We start from the raw sequence: 19,033 nt of genomic DNA, 5'->3' as shown, positions 1-19,033 counted from the left end.
ATTCATCCGCATACCCGAATGCGAACGGGGTAGCCGCGCCCCCATGGCTCCACCACAGGGGATATCCAGACACAGCACAGGCCCAGGAATCCGGCGCCGTTCACTGCTCGCCGGGGCCGTGGCCCTGGGTGCCGTGGGCGCCGTCGGTGCGACGAGCGCATGCAGCAGGGTGGCCACCGCCGACGCCGGGGACGGGGGGCATCTGCTGGAGCAACTGCGCGCGAAGAAGACCGTGCGGCTGGGACTCGCGGGCGAGCAGCCGTACAGCTACATCGGCAAGGACGGCAAGATGACGGGTTCCGCCCCCGCCATCGCCGAACGCATCTTCAAGGAGCTGGGCGTCGACAACGTCCAGCCGTTCCCCACCGAGTTCGGTTCCCTGATCACCGGCCTCAACTCCCTCCAGTTCGACGTCGTCGCCGCCGGGATGTACATCAACCCCGACCGCTGCGAACAGGTCATCTTCGCCGACCCCGAGTACCAGATGCTCGACGCCTTCATCGTGCGCAAGGGCAACCCGAAGAACCTGCGCAGCTACAAGGACATCGCCGAGACCGGCGCGAAGATGGCCACGGGCGTCGGCTACGCGGAGATCGACTACGCCAAGGAGGCGGGGGTCAAGAACCTGACGACCCTGCCGGACCAGCTCGCGGGCCTGCTCGCGGTGGAACAGGGCCGGGTGGACGTCTTCGTGGGCACCGCCGTCACAGTGCGCAATGTCGTCAAGGAGACCCGGAGCGGCAAGGTCGAGGCGACGGCCGAGGTCACGCCGTACGTCAAGGGCAAGCCCGTCATCGACGTCGGCGGCTTCGCGTTCCGCAGCCCCGAGACCACGCTCCGGGACGCCTTCAACCGTGAGCTGCACAAGCTCAAGAAGAGCGGCGAACTGCTGGAGATCATGCGGCCCTTCGGCTTCACGAAGGACCAGATGACCACCATCACCGCCAAGGAGAAGTGCAAGCCATGAGCGAGATATCCGCGGGTTTGTGGGAACTCCTCCTCAAAGGCGTGTGGATCACGGTCCAGCTGACCGTCCTCAGCGCGGCGCTGGCCGCGGTCGTCGCCTTCGTCGTCGGCCTCGCACGCGCGCACCGGCTGTGGATCGTGCGTTTCGTCGCCGGCGCCTACTTCGAGATCTTCCGCGGCACCTCGGCGCTGATCCTGATGTTCTGGATCTTCTTCGTCCTGCCCCTCGGCTTCGGATGGCAGCTCGTCCCCCTGTGGGCGGCGGTCCTCTCCCTCGGCCTCACCTACGGCGCCTACGGCTCCGAAGTCGTACGGGGCGCGGTGGGCGCGGTCTCCCCCGCCCAGCGCGAGGCGGGCATCGCCCTCAGCTTCACCCCCGCCCAGCAACTGCGGAAGATCATCCTTCCGCAGGCCTGGCCGGAGATGATCCCGCCCTTCAACAACCTGCTGATCGAGCTGCTGAAGGGCACCGCCCTCGTCTCGATCATGGGCGTGGCGGACATCGCGTTCGGCGCCTCGCTGGTGCGCAACGCCACGGGCCAGAGCGCGCCCGTCTACACGATCATCCTGGTGATGTACTTCGTCCTCGCCTTCGTCCTGACCCGGGGCATGCGCGTCCTGGAACGCCAGGCCAAGGCCGGCGTCGGGCAGGCTCCGCCACCGCGGTCGCCCGGTGTGGCGCGCAAGCTCGACATCCCCCGCCAGAACCGGGTCTCGGCGAGCGCCGGGGGTGAGCGCTGATGCAGTGGGACTGGTCCGCAGTCGACGAGTTCATGCCGCGCTTCTGGGACGGCCTGCTGGTCACCCTTCAGGCCCTGGTGCTGGGCGCGCTGGTCGCCTTCGCGCTCGGCCTCGTCTGGGCGCTGGCCCAGCGCTCACACCTGGCCGTGGTGCGCCTGCCGGTGACCGCAGTCACCGAGTTCGTCCGCAACACCCCGCTGCTGGTGCAGCTGTTCTTCCTGTACTACGTCCTGCCGGAGTGGGGCATCACGCTCTCGGCCATGGTCACCGGCGTCGTCGGGCTCGGCCTGCACTACTCGACGTACACCGCCGAGGTCTACCGCGCCGGCATCGACGGCGTCCCGCAGGGTCAGTGGGAGGCGGCCACCGCGCTGAGCCTGCCGCGCACCCGTACCTGGGGTGCGGTGATCCTTCCGCAGGCGATCCGCCGGGTCGCCCCGGCGCTCGGCAACTACGTCATCGCGATGCTCAAGGACACTCCGATGATCTTCGTCATCGGTGTGATGGACATGCTCGGTGAGGCACGGCAGTTCGCGTCCGAGACCTTCCTGACGGTCGAGGCGTTCACGGTCGTCGGCATCGCCTTCATCCTCATCTCCTATCCGGCATCCCTTCTCATGCGAGCACTGGAGCGACGCCTTGTCCGCTGACAGCAACCCCCCGAACACCGCGAAGGAAGCGGCGGCCGGCGCCACAGCGGCCACCGCCGCACCGGCCGGCACCGCACCGGCGACCGGCGAGCTGATCCGCTTCGACGGGGTCACCAAGCGCTTCGGCGCCAACACCGTCCTGGACTCGCTGGACTTCACCGTCGACCCGGGCAAGCACGTGACGCTGATCGGGCCGTCCGGGTCCGGCAAGACCACGATCCTGCGGCTGCTGATGACGCTGACCAGGCCGGACGAGGGCACGATCACCGTCGACGGGCAGTATCTGTGCCACGAGGAGAAGAACGGCAGACTCGTCCCGGCCGGCGAGAAGCACGTGCGCGAGGTGCGGAAGAACATCGGCATGGTGTTCCAGCAGTTCAACCTCTTCCCGAACATGAAGGTCCTGCGGAACATCACCGAGGCCCCGGTCCATGTGCTGGGGATGTCCCAGGACGAGGCGGACGAGCGGGCCCGCGGGCTGCTCGACCTGGTCGGGCTCGGCGACCGCTGCGACGCCTACCCCAGCCAGCTGTCCGGCGGCCAGCAGCAGCGCGTCGCCATCGCGCGCGCGCTGGCGATGCGCCCCAAGGTGCTGCTGCTCGACGAGGTCACCTCGGCGCTCGACCCCGAGCTCGTCGCGGGTGTCCTCGACGTCCTGCGGGACATCGCGCACACCACCGACATCACGATGCTGTGCGTGACCCACGAGATGAATTTCGCCCGGGACATCTCGGACTGCGTGCTGATGTTCGACGAGGGCAAGGTGATCGAATCCGGCCACCCGGACAAGATCTTCACCGAGCCGGAGAACGAGCGGACACGGGAGTTCCTGAGCGCCGTGCTCTGAGCATTCCGGGGCCCGCGAGCCACGATCGTGACAACGGCATATGCCAGACGGATGCGCCCCTGGGCAGAGCCCCGGGGCGCTCCGTCATTCTCGCCAACAGCCGCCCCTCCAGCGGCTCTTGACCGCTATCGTGGTAGAGAAGCTTGCGGTGACGACCTGCTAGGGGGAGACCGTGGCGCTGAAGCCGGAGCCGACCGCGCCGTTCCATTCGGTGCAGTACGTCCTGCGTGTCCTGGAGACGATCTCGAAGCACGGCGGTGGCGTCACCGACGTCCAGATCGCCCGGGAGACAGGGCTGCCCACCGGGCATCTGGCTCCCATGCTGGCCATGCTCCGCCGCGAGGGTTACGTGGAGCAGGTCGCGGACGGCGCCTACGTGATAGGCGACTCCCTGGTCCTTCTCGGTTCGGGCATCACGCGCCAGGAGGCGCTGGAGGCCAAGCTCCAGGAGACGCTGACCGCGCTGCGCGACTCGGTGGGAGCCGCGGTCTACATCAGCCGGTACATCGACGGCGAAGTCAAGATCACGCAGTACGCCGACGGTCCGCGCGCCCCCAAGGTCAACGAGTGGGTGGACTTCCGCTCGGCGGCGCACGCGAGCGCCGTCGGCAAGTGCCTGCTGACCCAGCTCGACCAGAACGGCCGCCGGGACCATCTGGCCCGCCACCGGATCACGCGACTGACGTCGAGGACGATCACCAGCGAGAAGCTGCTCTTCTCCAAGCTGGACAGCCAGCCGCCGACGGTCCCGATCCTGGATCTCCAGGAGTACGCGGTGGGCACGGTCTGCGCGGCCGTCCCGCTGACGGCGGGCTCCGCGGTCGGCTGCCTGGCCCTGTCCATGCCGATCGAGCACGCCCACCGGCTGCGCTCGGCCGCGGACACGCTGAACCGCAGAGCGGCGCCGGTGGTGCTGTCGCTCGCGATCTAGGGGCAGGCGCCGGGCCGGGTCGTCGCCGGGGCCTGCCCCGCGCGCGAGTCGGTCCGCAGCACCTCCGGGGACCGGGTATTATTTCCGAGTCAGCAGGCGCCGCTAGCTCAGTTGGTTAGAGCAGCTGACTCTTAATCAGCGGGTCCGGGGTTCGAGTCCCTGGCGGCGCACATCTGATCATCTGGGGCTTCTCGGCCGACCGAGAAGCCCCAGATGTGTTTCCGCCCTTCTGCGCCGCGCGACCTCCTTTGCGCCGCAGCGACGCCCGACGGGCCCGCAGAGAGCGGGTCGCCACCCGTGCTCGCGCCTCAGGCCCGGCGTCACCGGTTCAGCCGCAGCAGCCCTCGCGATGCATCACCTCACTCGCCGCCGCCCACAGCGAACGGCCGACGTCCGCCCGCTCCGGCGCCGGCCGGGCGTAGACGTCCTCCAGCGCGCCGCGCTCGTGGCTGCGGCCCGCGATGAGGACGCGGGCGGTGCTCATCAGGGTGTCGAAGTCCGTGAACGGGTCGCCGTCCACGACCGTCAGATCCGCCAGCCGGCCCGGCTCGACCGTGCCGAGATCCCGCTGCGCGCCGAAGACCTTCGCCGCGTTCGCCGTCGCCGTCAGCAGTGCCTCGGCGGGGGTGAAGCCGTGGGCGACCATGGCCCGCAGACCGAGGTGGAGGTGGAGGCCGACGGGGGTGAGCGGGGTGTCCGTGCCGAGAGCGACCAGACCGCCCGCCGCGATCACCTTGCGGCAGGTCGCGAACTCCCGGCGCAGGGAGAGCCGTTCGGCGTCGGTGACGGGCATGGCGGCCCGCTCGCGCAGGGCGAGCACGTCCCACGGGGGCATCATCGCGGTGACCCGGGGGTCGTCCAGCAGGCCCGGATGGTCCGAGAGGACGGTGATCGCGGTGAAGGGGGTCTCGATCAGATGGAAGCCGTTGGCGTAGTTCTCGACGGTGTCCTGGTGGGTGAACCCCTCGGCGGTCGCGCCGTGGCCGTACTCCGCGCGTTCGGTCGCCACCAGGTGCGAGGTGAGGTCCTGGCCGGTCTGGAAGCCCTGGGAGCACAGATGCGAGCCGGACCGTACCCCCAGCAGCTCATGACCGAAGCGGGCCGCCTCCGACATCAGCCAGGCGGGTGCGCGGACGTAGGTCTTGACGAAGTCCCAGTCCAGGGCCGCCCCGCGGGCCAGTGAGCGCTGGAGCCCCTCGGGCGTGCGGTGGGCGCGGCCCATGCTGTACGCGACCCGGGAGCCGTCGAGCAGTTCACCGGTGGTCAGCAGCCTCGGCCCGGCGAGGCGGCCCGCGGTGATGTCCTCGCGCAGTCGGGCCTGTTCGTAGGAGAAGCCCGCGAGGGAGACCGTGGTGGTGATGCCGTAGGCGAGGGACACGGCGGTCTGACGGGCACCGTAGGTGTACTGCCACGGGTGGGTGTGGGTGTCCCACAGTCCCGGCAGGACGGTCTGCCGGGAGGCGTCGATCTTCCGCGCGGCGCGGCGGGAGGCGCGATGCGCCTCGACAGCGGCGACACGGCCGTCCCGGATCAGGATGTCCACGTCCTCGCGGGGCGCGGACCCCGTGCCGTCCCAGAGCCGGCCCGCGTGGACGACGGTCTCGACCGGGGCCGGCCCGCGGTAGGAGAGCGGGACGGGAACGGTACTGGGACGGCCGCCCGGCTCCAGCAGCCGCAGCCGCCCGTTCGACAGATACAGCAGGGTGCGCGAGTCCCCGGACCAGCTCGGGTGGTCGGCCGCCTCGTCGGTGATCCGGCGCGGGGCGCCGTCCGGTGTGCCGTCGGCGCGCACCGGCAGCAGCCACAGCGCGGACTCGCTGACGCAGGCGAGGTGGCGGCCGTCCGGCGACCAGACGGGTCCGCTCGCATAGCGGTCGGAGAGCGAGACGTGCGGCGCGAGCGGGTGGAGGGCCGAGCTGCCGGTGGTGGTGTCGACGACGCGGATGAGGTTGTAGCCCTCGCGGAAGCGGCGGTTGAGCCGGTTGCGGTCGCAGTAGGCGAGATGGCGGCCGTCGGGCGACCAGCTGGGAGGGCCGGGCAGTCCGCCGCCGCCCATCGGCGCGGCCAGCGTCTCCTCGGTGCCGGCGGCCAGGTCGCGGACGACGAGGTTGCCCGCGACGTCGAGGCAGGCGAGGCGTCCGCCGTCCGGGGAGAGGGCGGGATGCACCCGGCCGCCGCCCGCCAGCACGGTGTCCGCGCCGGACGCGAGGTCGTGGCGGCGGACGGTGTTCAGCCCGCCGTCGCGGTCGTCGACGTACACCAGCGAAGTGCCGTCGGGCGCCCAGGCCGGGCCCTGGAGGTAGGTGTTCGGGTCGGCCTGCACCACCTTGCGGGGCCGGGAGCCGGCCGAAGTCCCCTGGATCCACAGGGCGTTGAGCGAGACGAAGGCGACGGAACGCCCGTCCGGGGAGAGCTTGGGCAGATGGATGCCGCGTACGGGACGGGCGCCGCGGGGCTCGAAGTCGTACGCCTTGACCCGGTAATCGGGGCGGTCGACGGGGAGGGTGGCGCTGAATCCGATGTGTTCGGCGGGAGCGTCGCGGTGCGGCCGTACGACGGTGAAGCGGCCGCCGACCGTGAGGAGCAGCCGTTCGTCGTCCAGCCAGCGCGGCGGGACGCCCGCGATCTCGCCGTCCACGGCGGCCGGTCTGCCGTCCACCACGAGGACCATCCGCTCGTACCGCGTGGCGGAGCCGATGGCCCGCAGCCAGGCGCGGCGGCCTGCCGGGGAGACGGCGGGGGTGAGCAGGTTGCCCGGTTCGGTCTCGGTGTGTTCGACGGTCACCTCGCCGCCGGTGGCGGGGACGGCGGCGAGTGTGCGGGCTCGGAGGACACCGGAGTCGAGGCGGGCGCGGACGAAGACGACGCGGGCGACGTCCGGCGACCAGACGGGGTCGTAGTCCTCCCAGGGCACGTCGGGGTTGTCCTGGCCGGGCAGGCCGGTGAGCCGGGTGAGCCGTCCCGTGCGGACCTCGACGGACCAGATCCGGTACGGACTGCCGGTGACCGGGTCGCCGCCGCGTTCCGAGGAGAAGACGATCCGGGTGCCGTCCGGCGACCAGGAGGGGGCGCGGTCGTCCCACGGTCCTTCCGTGAGCTGCCGCAGGCCCGACCCGTCCGCGGCCATCGTCCAGATGTGGAATTGGCCCCCCTGGTAGCAGGCCATGGCGACCCGCCGGCCGTCCGGGGAGCAGACGGGACGGCCCGGCTCCAGGTCGGGCCGGGTGAGTGCGGTCGCCGGGGACCCGTCCGCGGGGACGGACCAGAGGATGTTCTGCACCTCGGCGACGAGACGTCCGCCGGACGCGGGTGCGGCGGCGCCGTTGGTGGCGGCCGTGAAGTGCAGCCCGGTCGTCGGGGCCGCCGTCGCCGTGCCGGCCGCCTGTACGACGGGTGCCGCGCCGGCGGTGTCGAGGGAACCCGCGGTCCCGGTCGCCGCCAGCACGGCGGCGGTCTGGAGGAACTGACGGCGGTGCATGGGCGGTACGGACGGATCGGCTGGCACGGGCGGCACGGCGGGCTCCCAGGTCTCGGAGATCTGGGACCTTCCCCGGGGCATCATCGGCCACTCCGGTATTACGCCAATGCGCCCTGAAACAGACGGGGCGCACGGTGTCGTACGGGGCTCATGAGCTCAGGAACGCGAGGACGGCGAGCACCTGGCGGTGGGTGTCCTCGGCCGGCGGCAGGTCGAGTTTGGCGAGAATGCTGCCGATGTGCTTGCCGACCGCCGCCTCGGTGACGACCAGCGCGCGGGCGATGGCCGCGTTCGACCTGCCCTCCGCCACCAGCGCGAGCACCTCGCGCTCGCGCGGTGTGAGCGCGGCCGGCGGGTCCCGGCGGCGGCGCAGCAAGTGCCGTACGACCTCGGGGTCGACGACCGTGCCGCCCTCGGCGACACGGGTGAGCGCGTCCAGGAACTCCTCGATCCGGCCGACCCGGTCCTTGAGGAGATACCCGATGCCGGTGCCGTCACCGCTGTCGAGCAGATCGGCCGCGTAAGCGCGCTGGACGTACTGGCCGAGCACCAGGACGGGCAGCGCGGGGTTGCGCTCGCGCAGCGCGACGGCGGCGCGCAGTCCCTCGTCCTGGAAGCCGGGCGGCATCCGGACGTCCGTGACCACGATGTCCGGTGTGTGCTCGGCGACGGCGACCCGCAGGGCGTCCGCGTCGCCCACTGCGGCGACGGTCTCGTGGCCGGAGCGGGCGAGCAGACCGGTCAGTCCCTCACGCAGCAGGACGCTGTCCTCGGCCAGAACTACCCGGAGCGGTCGGTCGATTCTCACGGACTCGCTTCCCGCGGGCCCGGTTCGCACGCTCTCGCTTCGCCCGGAGTCGGTTCGCCCGGAGTCGGTGCGCACGGGATCTTGAGCTGCACGGCTGAAGGCATGCGGCAACGGTAGGCCGCGGCGCACGGGCGAAGCCATCGGGCAAGAGGGTGTGACGGTGGTGGGGCAGGCACCACCGCGACGGGCGCGGCCGTTCGGGGCGGACGGGTGCGAATCTCCGGCCGCACCAGGCCGCCCGCCTGCGGGGCCCACTCACGTGCGGGGCCCCCGGACAAGGAGCGTCCATGGACGCCCCAACCCGTCCGGCACCTCCGCCCACCGTGTCTCACCTGCCCAGCAGATCCCCGCGCCCCTGCTCCGCACAGCGCCGCTCCAGGTCCGCCACGTCCTCCGCGGTCAGCAGCCGGTGCAGGCCTTCGCCGTCCGGCAGCCACCACACGGGGTCCGCACAGCGGAACCCCTCCCGCCGCAGCGCGACCCGGTGCACCTTGTTCGTCGCGGTCACCGGGAGCTTGGGCAGCACGCGTACGAAACGGGGCGTCATCTTCGTCCCCAGGTCCGGCTGGGACGCCAGAAAGACCGCGAAGGCCGCCGGGTCGAAGGGCCGTTCCTCGGGCAGGGCGAGCGCCGCCATCACCTGGTCGCCGGAGACCGGGTCGGGGACCGCGTAGACCGCCGCCCCCGTCGTGGCCGGCCAGCGCGCCAGGATGTTCTCGATCATCGACGCCGCCAGGTTCTCGCTGTCCACGCGCAGCCGGTCGTCGGTGCGGCCGGCGAAGTAGAGGTAGCCCTCCGCGTCGCGGAAGAACAGGTCGCCCGTCCAGTACCAGCCGCCGCGGCGTCGCGCCGCGTCCGCCTCCGGGTGACGCCAGTAGCCCTCGAAGGGGTTGGGGCCCCGGTTGACCAACTCCCCTATCGCCTCCTCCCCGTTGAGCAGCCGTCCGTCCGGACCGATCACGGCGGCCGGCCGCTCGTCGCCGGTCGCGGGGTCGACCACGGCCAGGTCGTCGCCCGCGGCCGCCCGCCCGATGGCACTCGCGGGGGTGCCGGGGGTGCGCTGGATGGCGGCCCCGCCCTCGGAGGAGCCGTACCCCTCGACCAGCCGCACCCCGAACCGCGTTCGGAAGCGGGCCGCGTCCACCGGTCCTGCTTCGGTGCCGAAGCCCAGGCGCAGCCGGTGCGAGTGGTCGTCGTCGTGTGCGGGGGTGGCCAGAATGTACTGCACGGCCCGACCCACATAGGTGAAGTAGGTGGCGCCGAAGTCCCGTACGTCGGTGAGGAATCCGGACGCGGAGAAGCGGTCGCGCAGTGCCACCGCCGCGCCGCCCGCCAGCGCGGGTGCCCAGTCGGCGATCACCGCGTTGCCGTGGAACATCGGCATGCAGATGTAATGGACGTCGTCCTCGCGGACGCCGAAGTGTGCCACCAGCGAAGCACCGGCCGCCGCCAGCCGGCCCTGTGAGCAGATCGCCGCCTTGGGCGCGCCCGTCGACCCGGACGTGAAGGACAGCAGCATTCTGCTGCGCGGCCCGACCGGCGCGACGACGGCGTCGCCGGGCTTCGCGGCGGCGTACGGGGCGAGAAGGTCGCCGTACGCGTCGGTGTCGGTCACCAGCACCCGTATCCCCGGCAGGCTCAGCCCGTCGAGGAGGGGAAGGTGGGCGCGTTCGGTGACCAGCACCCGGCAGTCGGTGTGCAGGATGTCGCGGGCGAGTTCCGCCCCGCGGCGAGTCGGGTTGATGCCCGCCACGGCGGCCCCGGCCAAGGCCGCCGCACTGAGCCACAGGGGAAACTCCGGGGTGTTGTCGAGCAGTACCCCGAGGTGCGGCTCCGCTCCGCGTGGCAGGAGATCCACGAGGAGCGCAGCGCGTGCGGCCGCGCCGGCGGCCACCTGATGGTGGCTGAGGACCCGGCTCCGGTCCCTCAGCCCCATCCGGTGATCACCCCACTGGCGCTGGACGAGCTCCGCGACGGTGCTCGTGCCCGTGATTCCCATGGCGCCGCACGGTAACTGACAACCCGTCAGAACTGAACGTCCGAGCAGGCATAGAAGGCATTCGCCGTGTCGTGGACGGTCCACACCGCGAGGATCAGGTGCTTGCCCGAGCGCGACGGCAGGTTGCCGCTGTGAGAAAGGGTCTCCGGCGGCTGGTTGCCGCCGTAGGGAACGGTCAGGAACGGCTGCGACTCAAGCGCCGACCTGGTCAGCGGCTGGCTGGGGTTCCAGCCGCTCTTGGTGATGTAGTACTTGAAATCGGTGGTGCGGTGCCGGGCGGTGAAGCGCCAGCTGAACGTGTAGTTCTGTCCCGACGAGACCTTCGTGGTGGGCCACGAGCCACCGCGCGGGTCGTCGAGCTGCGCGAACTGGCCGTTGCCGCCCGCGCATATCTTTCCGTCGGCGGGACCGGCGCCGGGGAACCCCTTGGGCCCCTCGACGCTCTGCGGTTCCCACTGGATGTTGCCGCAGTTCTGCACCGTGCCGTTGGCACAGAGCTTCTGGCGGCTGATGGGTGATTCGGTGTAACCGTGGCTGCTCGCGCTGCCGGTGGCGAGTACGGTCGCGCCCGTCACCAGCAGACCGACAGCGGCCGCAGTAATCCTCTTGCGCATGCTTCGCTCCAGGGAACGTGGGGGAGTTCAGTGAGCCGTGCTGCACGCGTGCGGTAGTGCGTGTTCCGGTCTAGACCAACACCCAATGTATTGACCAGAGTTCACCATGTCCAGACCAATAGCTAACCTTCCCTTGACCCGGAGCGGCCTGTGTAGAAGGCAACGGTGAGGTCCTTGACCAGAGCCTTGCGCTCGTAGTCGTCCAGCTCCACGAGTCCGCGCGAGGTCAGCCGGGTCACGGTGTCGTCCACCGCGTCCACCACCGACGTGAGCACACTGTCCCGGTGCCTGGCGTCGATCGCCGCGATCTGCCGGCGCTGCATCGCCGCCGCCACCTCGGGCGCGTACTCGATCCCCACCGGCTGGGCCGAGAAGACCTCGATCCCCACCGGAGCACACTCGGCCAGCAGCATGCGCGTCAGCGCGGCCCCCACGGCCTCCGCGTTGCGCAGCGTCGGAGCGTCCTCGTGGAACGCGTCCGCGGGAAGCTGCGAGAGCACCCTCGCCATCGCCGACTCCACCTGCTCGCTCAGATACTCCTCGTGGTCCTCCACACCGAGCGCCGCGCGCGCGGTGTCCTTGATCTGCCACACCACCAGCACGACGACACGCAGCGCGGTGCCGTCCGCGTCGACCGCCGGCATCGGCTCGCTGCGCCAGTGCCGCAGCCGCACGTCCACCCGATGGCGCAACAGCAGCGGGCTCATCCACACCAGCCCGGGGCGGCGCACACTCCCCCGGTACTCGCCGAACAGCGTCAGCACCCAGGCGTGGCCCACCTGTCCGCGGCCGAGCCCGCCGAGCGCGAAGAGGGCGAGGAGCACCCCGAGGGTGAGCAGGCACCACAGGCCGAGGCCGAGACCGTGGTACGGCTGCGCGGTCAGCCGGAACATCCGGGTCACCATCGCCGGCACCACCCCGGCGCCCCACAGCACCGTTCCGATCCCGGCGAGCGCGCACCCCCCGGCCACCATCCCCGTCCAGCCCGGCAGCACCGGCCCGGCCCGCTCGACGAGCTCCGGGTCGACGGGGGGCGGGGGCCGCAGCGGCGCGGGCCGGGGCGCCGATGTCCTGCGGCCGATCCTCGGCTGCTCCCCGGTGCCCTGGCGGCGTCCGACCACGGCGGGCCGCAGCGCGATCGGCGCGGAGCCCTCGTCGCGGAACAGCAGGTGCACCGGGATCTCGGTGGTGGCCTCCTGAGCGATGACCGGGGTGTGTCGCGGCCCGTCGAACGGGGCGCCGCCGTCGGCCTCCGGGGTCGTGGTGTTCATGACTGCCGCCTCCGCTGGTCGATCCGTCCTGCTGTCACGCCGGTCCTCGGCGCGCCGGGGTCCGGGTCCTGCCGTCACCTCGGCCCTCAGCGCGCCGCGGCGAAGAGCTTGCTCCAGGTGTGCGGCCCCGGGTAGCCGTCGGCCTCGGCGCCGCGCCAGCCCAGGGAACGCTGGAAGGCCTCGACATTGCGCCGGTCCGCCTCGGTCCAGCGCGGACCCGGCCCGGTCGTGTAGTGCTTGCCGAAGCCGCGCTTCACCAGCTGCTTGCCGAGCTGGGTGACGTACGCGTTGGACTGCCCCGGCCGGAAGTGGCCGCGCCCCGGGAAGGCGGGCGCGGTCACGGACCCCGGTCCGGCCACCCCCGCGGCCGGGATGTTCCTGCCCTGCCCGCCGGTGAGCAGCCGCCAGGTGTGCGCGCCCGGCAGTCCGTCCGCCTCCGCGCCCCGCCAGCCCTGGGCCAGCTGGAACGCCCGGGTGGCCCTGCGGTCCGCCTCGGTCCAGCGCGGCCCGGGGCCCTCGGTGTAGAACCGCTTGCCGCCCCGGGCCACCAGCATCCTGCCGAGGTCGGTGACGTGCTTGTTGTTCTTCCCGGGCCCGAAGGAGGCAGCCCCCGGAAAGGCATCGCCCGCCGAGGGGCCGGGTGTGGTCGTGACGCCGCTCAGGCCCTTGTAGCGGTAGGGGATGTACTTGTCGGAGTTGGTCCAGTACCCCATGGGCGTGGCCTGCTTGCGTGTGCTCGGCCTCGTCTGCTCGTACGCGACGTAGGACGTGTGCGTGTAGTCGGTCCAGCCGCCGAAGAGCGTGACGTGCGAGCCCTTGGTCGGATTGGCCGGGTTGTGGAAGAGCAGCATGTCCCCGGGCTGGAGCTCCTCGCGGGTGATGCGGGTGGCGAACTGGTGGAGGCTGCCGGTCCACTCGTTGCCGACGAGGTTCCACGCCATCGAGACATAGCCCGAGCAGTCCTGGCGGTAGCCGTCGGACCAGTACGCCTCCATGCTGTACGGGACCTTGGCGGCGAGCCATTTCTTGGCGCGGTTGATGATCTCGGCGCGGGTGGTCTTCCGGAGTTCGGGGGCGGTCGCCGGCTTGCCGGACGGACCGGCGAGCGGCCTGCCGTGCAGCGGACCCCTGCCGCCCTGTTCGCTGTCCGGATCGTCCGCGGGCGCCATCGCCGTATCGGGCCCGGAGATCCCCGGGTGGGCCCGGCCGGCCGCGGGCGCCGACGCGTGCGCGGCCCCCGCGCCCCCGCCGCCCAGCACCACGCCGGCGGCGGTGACGAGGACGAGCGCCTTCCGGCATCCGTGGGCCGCCGGGTGCTCACCGGCGGCGAGCGCTCGGCGCTGCTGGGCGCAGCCCGGGCAGTCGCAGTCCGGGGCGGGCTCGTACTCCTCGAACACCGGCACCGTCATACGTGGCCCCTCCGCACTACTAGTGAAGATGTTTCGGGACTGCCGCACAGGGGTGCGTCGGTGCCCCAACTGTCCTGACTAGTCGCATTTTGACGGACCAAAGGTAAAAAACGACCATCCGACAGGCCGGGAGTGATCAGATAATGGTCGGAGGCACTCGTCGCCATCCGGTAAAGTTCTCCAGGTCAGCAGGCGCCGCTAGCTCAGTTGGTTAGAGCAGCTGACTCTTAATCAGCGGGTCCGGGGTTCGAGTCCCTGGCGGCGCACGCACGGCGAAGGCCCCTCACCACCGGTGAGGGGCCTTCGCTCTGTCCGGACGTGTCAGGGCTGGTCGACGGCCCGTGCCGCGGCCGGACCCGTCGTCATCCCGGTCAGATAGGCCGAGACGACCACATTGGCCGTGTACGCCTTCGTCGCCGGGTCGAACGTGCCGCCGCAGGTGATCAGCCGCAGCTCGGCCCGCCCGTCCTGACGCGCGCCGTACACCTCCTGCGCGTCGAACCGCTCCCGGCCGAAGACCTGGACGTCGTCGATGGTGAAGACCGCGACCGACCCGTCCTCCCTGGTCACCCGCACCTTCTCACCCGGCTTCGCGGCACTCAGACCGTAGAAGACGGCCGGCTTGCTCTCGGTGTCCACATGTCCGACCAGCAGGGAAGGACCCGCGGCGCCGGGCTGGGCACCGCCGTCGAACCAGCCGACGGTCTGCGGCATGGCGTAGGGCGGCGGGTCCACGGCCCCGGTCGCGTCCAGGCCGCGGGGCACGACGGCGGCGCTGACCCCTATCGAGGGGATGTCCACGCGATGGGGCCTGGCGGGTTCCACCGGGTCATGGGCGGGAGGCAGGGGCACACCGAGAGGGCGCCCCACGGCCGCGACATCGCCGGTGGTGGGGGCCGAGCTCCCGCCGGGGCCGCCGGAGACCTCACGTCCCCAGAGCCACAGTCCGAGCAGCAGCACCGCCCAGGCCACGCCGGTGAGCATGCGGCCGGAACCCGCCGGCCGTTCGCCGGTCCCCATGTCACTCAGCACCCGGCCGGCGCCGCCGTGAGCCGCGGAAGGCCACCGCGACGGCCGCCGCACCCGCGAGCACCAGGCCGGTCACGGCGTGCCCGGTGCCCGGGCCCGCGCCGTCCCGCACCTCGACGTGCTCCTGGTCGGCGGCCAGGACCGCCGTACCGCCGCCGCCGGCGCGTACGGGCGCCACCGGGGTCGCCTCCGCCGACGCGGACGGCTTCGCCCGGCGCTCGACGACCTTCAGCACACCCGCGTCCGGGTGCTTGCGGCCGTCGCACGTCACACCGATCGTGTAGGTGCCGACTTTCACGGAGGACTTCACCCGCGTCTCCACGAACAGCCGGGAGCGCTGCCCGTCCTGCCAGGCGAGCTCGGCGGCGGAGACGAAGGCCACCGACGTCGCGGCACCCGCGGTGGTCTTGCAGCCCTTGACCAGGACCTCCACCTCGTCGCCCGGTACGGCGTCGGCCGGGGAGACCGTGACATCCACGGCATCGTCCGCGCGGGCCTCGGGGGCGAAGGGTGCGAGCACCAGGACAGCGGCCACACCAGCGGCACGGAGAGCAATCGAACTTGAACGCATTGTGAACCTCCTGACACCGAAAGATTCACGCGTCTGGCGCGTTTTCGCATCCGCAGGAGCGATCTTGCCCGACCCTTACACCCCTGACCTGTGTAAATACGCTGAGTGAGGGTGATGCGGGACGGGCCTCACACCCGGTCGACGAGGTCCGCGATCGAGTCGACAACCGTGGAGGCCCGGAAGGGATAGCGGTCGATGTGGTCCGGCGTCGTCACCCCGGTGAGCACCAGGAACGTCTCCATGCCCGCCTCCAGGCCCGCGAGCACGTCGGTGTCCATCCGGTCGCCGATCATCGCGCTGGTCTCGGAGTGGGCGCCGATGGCGTTCAGGCCGGTGCGCATCATCAGCGGGTTCGGCTTGCCCGCGAAGTACGGATCGCGGCCGGTCGCCTTGGTGATCAGCGCCGCGACGGACCCGGTGGCCGGCAGCGGGCCCTCGGCGGAGGGACCGGTCTCGTCCGGGTTGGTGCAGATGAACCGCGCCCCGGCGTTGATCAGCCGGATGGCCTTGGTGAGGGCCTCGAAGCTGTACGTCCGGGTCTCCCCCAGGACAACGTAGTCCGGCTCCTGGTCGGTGAGGATGTAGCCGATGTCGTGCAGCGCGGTGGTGAGCCCCGCCTCGCCGATGACGTACGCCGTGCCGCCGGGCCGCTGGTCGTCGAGGAACTGGGCGGTCGCGAGGGCCGAGGTCCAGATGTTCTCCACGGGCACGTCCAGCCCCATGCGGCCGAGCCGCGCGTGCAGGTCGCGTGCCGTGTAGATGGAGTTGTTCGTCAGCACCAGGAAGGGCTTTTCGGTCTCCCGCAGCTTCTTGATGAAGGCGTCCGCGCCGGGGATCGGCACACCCTCGTGGATGAGGACACCGTCCATGTCGGTGAGCCAGGACTCGATCGGCTTGCGCTCTGCCATGTGACGGGACTCCTGCCGTACGCAGTGTGCTGGTGGCGCCGGGGGCACGGCGCTGTGCCCCCCGGCGCCACCAGCCTAATCAGGATGCGGTGACCTTGACCCCGTCGATCACCCAGTACCAGTTGTTCGCCCCCGTGTAACGGAAGCGGAAGCTGACGCTGGAGGCCCCGGCGGGAACGCTCACGCTCAGCGACTGCGGCTTGGACACCACGTCCGCCGTGTAGCTCTTGATACGGGTCGGCGTGCCGCCGTTGAAGGAGGCGAGGACCTCGGCGCTCTGGCTGCCCTCCTGGCGGTAGAGGGTGGTGAAGTCCAGCCGCACGGTCGTCTTCCCGGACACCCCGTACGCCGGTGTCACCAGCGTCGATTCGTACGGCCCCGAGTTCGCCCTGTCGTCCCACTCGTCGGAGTCGGCGACGGCGCAGACACCTCGTGAGCGGACGTTGAGCTCGCGCCACTGGTCGCGCTGTGAGCGGGACCAGAACTCGTCGGTGGCGAAGGCCCAGCCGCGCCACTCCGTCATGCCGCCGGTGCCCATCGCGCTGTTGATGACGGACCAGCCGCTGGGCGCGGTGTGCGTGAAGCCGAGGACGCCCGCCGGGATGGCGGTCTCGTCCACCCGGCCGGTCAGGGACGGCAGCAGCGTGTCGAAGGGGTCCGTGGCGCGCTGCTGGATCGGCTTGCCGTCCAGGCCCCAGGACGGGTCGGGCACGATGCCGAGCTGGTGGAAGACGGTGGCGGCGACATCGACGAGCCGGGTGTCGGCGGGCCGGGCGCCGGCCGCGATGCCGGGTCCCTGCGCGAGGACGAAGGTCCGCCGCTCCTCGACGGAGCTGCCGCCGTGGCCGCCGGCGTCGATGTGGCCGTGGTCGGTGGAGACGATGACCGTCCAGCGCTCGGTGGCGTAGGACGGGCGGGCCTTGATCGCGGCGAGGAAACGGCCGAGGTAGCCGTCCTGGACGGCGATGGCGTCGAGGTAGCGCTGCCCGGTGCCCGAGCTGTGCGCGACGGCGTCGGTGTTGCCGAGGTAGACGAACAACACGTCCGGGTTCTGGGACCGCAGGATCGACTCGGTCTCGTTCGCGATGGTCGCGTCGTGGCCCGGGTAGCCGTCGCGGTCACCGTCGAGCACGAGCTTGCCGTCGGCGCCCGGGGTGACGGTGCCGTGGTCGTCGAGCGCCTTCCAGTCGACGGCCGCGTAGGTGGAGAGCCCGGGGCGCACCTGCGCCAGACGTGCCAGGAACCCGGGGTACGTGCCGTAGTTCTTGCCGGCGAAGGAGTTGTCCTTGACGCCGTGCTTGTCGGGCCAGACGCCGGTGGTGATCGTCGACCAGCCGGGGCCGGAGGAAGTGGCCGCCATCGGCGGCGCGTACAGCAGCGAGAGCCCGTACGTCCCGTTCGCCATCAGGGACTTCAGGTGCGGGGCGTTCGCCGCTTCGATCCGGTCGTGGCGCAGACCGTCCATGCCGATGACGAGCACCTTGTCCTTGCTGGTGCCGCTCGGCAGGGTGGGGGCCGCGTGGGCGGCGGGTGCTGCGAGGGTGCCGGTGGCGGCGACCGCGGCGGTCGCGGCTCCTGCGGCGAGTACCGAGCGGCGGGACATGCCGTTGATCGGCATCTGATCCTCCGTCAAGGGTGGGTACGAGGGTGAAGTGGGGCAGAGCGACGCCCCTGATGCGCCAGGGGCGTTGGTCCGTACCCGTTATCGTTTCGCGACAGTTCTGCACGGACCAGAGGGCCCGGGTGAACTCTCAGCTGCCGGTCGCGGACTTCCAGGCATCGATGTACGACTGGAGGTTCTTGTCGATGTCCTTCCAGTCCGGCTCGAAGATCTCGACGCCCTCCACCACTTTGGCGAGGGCGATGGCGTTGTCGTCGGTGGGCTTGATGTCGGAGCGTGCGGGGAAGCCGCCGCCGATCGCGCTGACCTGGCGCTGTGCCGTCTCGGTGAGCATGAAGTCGAGCAACTTGCGTCCGTTCGCGATGTGCGGGGCGTCGTGGACGAGCCCGGCCGCGTAGGGCAGCGCGAAGGTGGTGGGCCGGCCCCCGCTCTTCGCCGGGAACCAGATGCCGAGGTTCGGCATGGACGCGGACTGGGCGTAGTTCATCTGCACATCGCCGTTGGCGACGAGGATCTCGCCCTTGTCGACCTTGGGCGCCAGCTTGGAGGTGGACGAGGACGGGCCCACGTTGTTGGCCTGGAGCTTCTTCAGGTACTCCATCGCCGGCTCCTTGCCGCCGAAGTCGTGCATCGCCTTGATGACGACCGCGGTGCCGTCGCCCGCGACACCGGGCGTGGAGTACTGGAGCTTGTTCTTGAATGTGCCGTCCAGCAGCGCTTCCCAGGTCCCGGGGGCCTTCGGCAGCTGCTTCGTGTTGTGGATGAACCCGAAGTAGTTGTTGACGACCGAGGTCCAGGTGCCGTCGGCGGACTTGTCCGCGCCGTTCACCTTGTCCACGCCCTGCGGCTCGTACTTCTGGAGCAGTCCCTTGGAGCCGGCCTGCTGGATGAACGGCGGGAGGGTGACGAGGACATCGGCCTGGGTGTTGGACTTCTCGCGGACGGCGCGCTGCACCATCTCGCCGGATCCGCCCTCCACGTACTTGACCTTGATCCCGGTCTGCTTCTCGAAGTCCTTGAAGATGCGGTCGTACCAGCCGTCGCCGTTCTCGCCCTTGAGGCCGTCGGCGCTGTAGACGGTGACGACCTTCTCGTCGGCGGCGGCGGTGCCTCCGCAGGCGGTGAGGGAGGCGGCGAGGGCGAGGCTGCCGGCGACGGCGGCGACCGGCTTGAGGGTGTGCGTCAGCATG

General features: G+C 71.1%; 15 protein-coding genes, 2 tRNA genes and 1 pseudogene. 7 read left to right on the top strand and 11 right to left on the bottom strand.

Annotation, left to right across the window (positions count from 1 at the left end; genetic code table 11):
• Positions 1-43 precede the first annotated feature (43 nt).
• From ehuB to ABTX78_RS16300, 6 genes are all read left to right on the top strand, one after another.
• Entirely contained in the window at positions 44-967 is a 924-nt protein-coding gene (gene ehuB / locus ABTX78_RS16325; RefSeq protein ID WP_352207442.1) for an ectoine/hydroxyectoine ABC transporter substrate-binding protein EhuB, read from the top strand.
• Positions 964-1,707 (top strand): ectoine/hydroxyectoine ABC transporter permease subunit EhuC, encoded by a 744-nt coding sequence (gene ehuC / locus ABTX78_RS16320; RefSeq protein ID WP_352207441.1) that lies wholly within the window; start codon positions 964-966, stop codon positions 1,705-1,707. The genes ehuB and ehuC overlap by 4 nt, the downstream gene beginning before the upstream one ends.
• Positions 1,707-2,357 carry an ectoine/hydroxyectoine ABC transporter permease subunit EhuD gene (gene ehuD / locus ABTX78_RS16315; protein ID WP_352207440.1) on the top strand — a complete coding sequence of 217 codons (651 nt, stop codon included), beginning with the start codon at positions 1,707-1,709 and terminating at the stop codon, positions 2,355-2,357. The genes ehuC and ehuD overlap by 1 nt, the downstream gene beginning before the upstream one ends.
• A complete protein-coding gene (gene ehuA, locus ABTX78_RS16310; RefSeq protein WP_502993886.1) occupies positions 2,347-3,204 on the top strand; it encodes an ectoine/hydroxyectoine ABC transporter ATP-binding protein EhuA in 858 nt (285 codons plus the stop codon). The genes ehuD and ehuA overlap by 11 nt, the downstream gene beginning before the upstream one ends.
• Before the next feature lie 172 nt (positions 3,205-3,376).
• A complete protein-coding gene (locus ABTX78_RS16305) occupies positions 3,377-4,135 on the top strand; it encodes an IclR family transcriptional regulator (protein WP_352207439.1) in 759 nt (252 codons plus the stop codon).
• A gap of 96 nt (positions 4,136-4,231) precedes the next feature.
• Positions 4,232-4,305: transfer RNA gene (locus ABTX78_RS16300), tRNA-Lys, on the top strand.
• Positions 4,306-4,463: 158 nt separating this feature from the next.
• Here the strand turns inward: ABTX78_RS16300 and ABTX78_RS16295 are convergent.
• From ABTX78_RS16295 to ABTX78_RS16270, 6 genes and pseudogenes are all read right to left on the bottom strand, one after another.
• On the bottom strand, positions 4,464-7,613 hold the full coding sequence (locus ABTX78_RS16295; protein ID WP_352207491.1) for an amidohydrolase family protein: 3,150 nt from the start codon (positions 7,611-7,613) through the stop codon (positions 4,464-4,466).
• 148 nt (positions 7,614-7,761) lie between these two features.
• On the bottom strand, positions 7,762-8,421 hold the full coding sequence (locus ABTX78_RS16290; RefSeq protein ID WP_502993885.1) for a response regulator: 660 nt from the start codon (positions 8,419-8,421) through the stop codon (positions 7,762-7,764).
• Positions 8,422-8,749: 328 nt separating this feature from the next.
• Positions 8,750-10,420: an AMP-binding protein gene (locus tag ABTX78_RS16285; protein ID WP_352207438.1), complete on the bottom strand. Its 1,671-nt coding sequence runs from the start codon at positions 10,418-10,420 to the stop codon at positions 8,750-8,752.
• A 26-nt stretch (positions 10,421-10,446) separates the two neighbouring features.
• Positions 10,447-11,034, bottom strand: a complete 588-nt coding sequence (locus tag ABTX78_RS16280) for a lytic polysaccharide monooxygenase auxiliary activity family 9 protein (RefSeq protein WP_352207437.1) — start codon at positions 11,032-11,034, stop codon at positions 10,447-10,449.
• Between the two features lie 122 nt (positions 11,035-11,156).
• Positions 11,157-12,296 (bottom strand): annotated as a pseudogene (locus ABTX78_RS16275) (SPFH domain-containing protein); the annotation flags it as partial.
• Between the two features lie 95 nt (positions 12,297-12,391).
• Positions 12,392-13,714, bottom strand: coding sequence for a peptidoglycan-binding protein (locus ABTX78_RS16270; RefSeq protein WP_352207436.1), 1,323 nt, complete (start codon positions 13,712-13,714; stop codon positions 12,392-12,394).
• A gap of 192 nt (positions 13,715-13,906) precedes the next feature.
• On the opposite strand from ABTX78_RS16270, the gene ABTX78_RS16265 reads away from it, so the two are divergent.
• Positions 13,907-13,980 (top strand) — tRNA-Lys (locus tag ABTX78_RS16265).
• Between the two features lie 55 nt (positions 13,981-14,035).
• On the opposite strand, the gene ABTX78_RS16260 is transcribed toward ABTX78_RS16265, so the two are convergent.
• From ABTX78_RS16260 to ABTX78_RS16240, 5 genes are all read right to left on the bottom strand, one after another.
• Positions 14,036-14,734: a class F sortase gene (locus tag ABTX78_RS16260; protein WP_352207435.1), complete on the bottom strand. Its 699-nt coding sequence runs from the start codon at positions 14,732-14,734 to the stop codon at positions 14,036-14,038.
• A 1-nt stretch (position 14,735) separates the two neighbouring features.
• The gene (locus ABTX78_RS16255; RefSeq protein WP_352207434.1) at positions 14,736-15,314 is read right to left on the bottom strand and encodes a hypothetical protein; all 579 of its coding nucleotides are present in this window, start codon (positions 15,312-15,314) and stop codon (positions 14,736-14,738) included.
• Positions 15,315-15,442: 128 nt separating this feature from the next.
• Positions 15,443-16,222, bottom strand: a complete 780-nt coding sequence (locus ABTX78_RS16250; protein WP_352207433.1) for an HAD-IIA family hydrolase — start codon at positions 16,220-16,222, stop codon at positions 15,443-15,445.
• A 79-nt stretch (positions 16,223-16,301) separates the two neighbouring features.
• Positions 16,302-17,840, bottom strand: a complete 1,539-nt coding sequence (locus tag ABTX78_RS16245) for an alkaline phosphatase family protein (protein WP_352207432.1) — start codon at positions 17,838-17,840, stop codon at positions 16,302-16,304.
• 133 nt (positions 17,841-17,973) lie between these two features.
• The gene (locus ABTX78_RS16240; RefSeq protein WP_352207431.1) at positions 17,974-19,032 is read right to left on the bottom strand and encodes a 2-aminoethylphosphonate ABC transporter substrate-binding protein; all 1,059 of its coding nucleotides are present in this window, start codon (positions 19,030-19,032) and stop codon (positions 17,974-17,976) included.
• Position 19,033: the final 1 nt, after the last annotated feature.

The organism is Streptomyces sp. NPDC096193 (genome assembly GCF_040302905.1).
In the GTDB taxonomy this organism is placed as follows: domain Bacteria; phylum Actinomycetota; class Actinomycetes; order Streptomycetales; family Streptomycetaceae; genus Streptomyces.
This window is presented reverse-complemented; position numbering and strand designations above follow the sequence as displayed.

Bases quoted from the DNA above. Each gene is read 5' to 3' on its own strand.
- ehuB (WP_352207442.1), top strand. From the start codon at position 44: ATGGCTCCACCACAGGGGATATCCAGACACAGCACAGGCCCAGGAATC.
- ABTX78_RS16285 (WP_352207438.1), bottom strand. From the start codon at position 10,420: ATGGGAATCACGGGCACGAGCACCGTCGCGGAGCTCGTCCAGCGCCAG.
- ABTX78_RS16260 (WP_352207435.1), bottom strand. From the start codon at position 14,734: ATGGGGACCGGCGAACGGCCGGCGGGTTCCGGCCGCATGCTCACCGGC.
- ABTX78_RS16245 (WP_352207432.1), bottom strand. From the start codon at position 17,840: ATGCCGATCAACGGCATGTCCCGCCGCTCGGTACTCGCCGCAGGAGCC.
- ABTX78_RS16270 (WP_352207436.1), bottom strand. From the start codon at position 13,714: ATGACGGTGCCGGTGTTCGAGGAGTACGAGCCCGCCCCGGACTGCGAC.
- ABTX78_RS16240 (WP_352207431.1), bottom strand. From the start codon at position 19,032: ATGCTGACGCACACCCTCAAGCCGGTCGCCGCCGTCGCCGGCAGCCTC.
- ABTX78_RS16295 (WP_352207491.1), bottom strand. From the start codon at position 7,613: ATGCACCGCCGTCAGTTCCTCCAGACCGCCGCCGTGCTGGCGGCGACC.
- ehuD (WP_352207440.1), top strand. From the start codon at position 1,707: ATGCAGTGGGACTGGTCCGCAGTCGACGAGTTCATGCCGCGCTTCTGG.
- ABTX78_RS16255 (WP_352207434.1), bottom strand. From the start codon at position 15,314: ATGCGTTCAAGTTCGATTGCTCTCCGTGCCGCTGGTGTGGCCGCTGTC.
- ABTX78_RS16280 (WP_352207437.1), bottom strand. From the start codon at position 11,034: ATGCGCAAGAGGATTACTGCGGCCGCTGTCGGTCTGCTGGTGACGGGC.
- ehuC (WP_352207441.1), top strand. From the start codon at position 964: ATGAGCGAGATATCCGCGGGTTTGTGGGAACTCCTCCTCAAAGGCGTG.
- ABTX78_RS16250 (WP_352207433.1), bottom strand. From the start codon at position 16,222: ATGGCAGAGCGCAAGCCGATCGAGTCCTGGCTCACCGACATGGACGGT.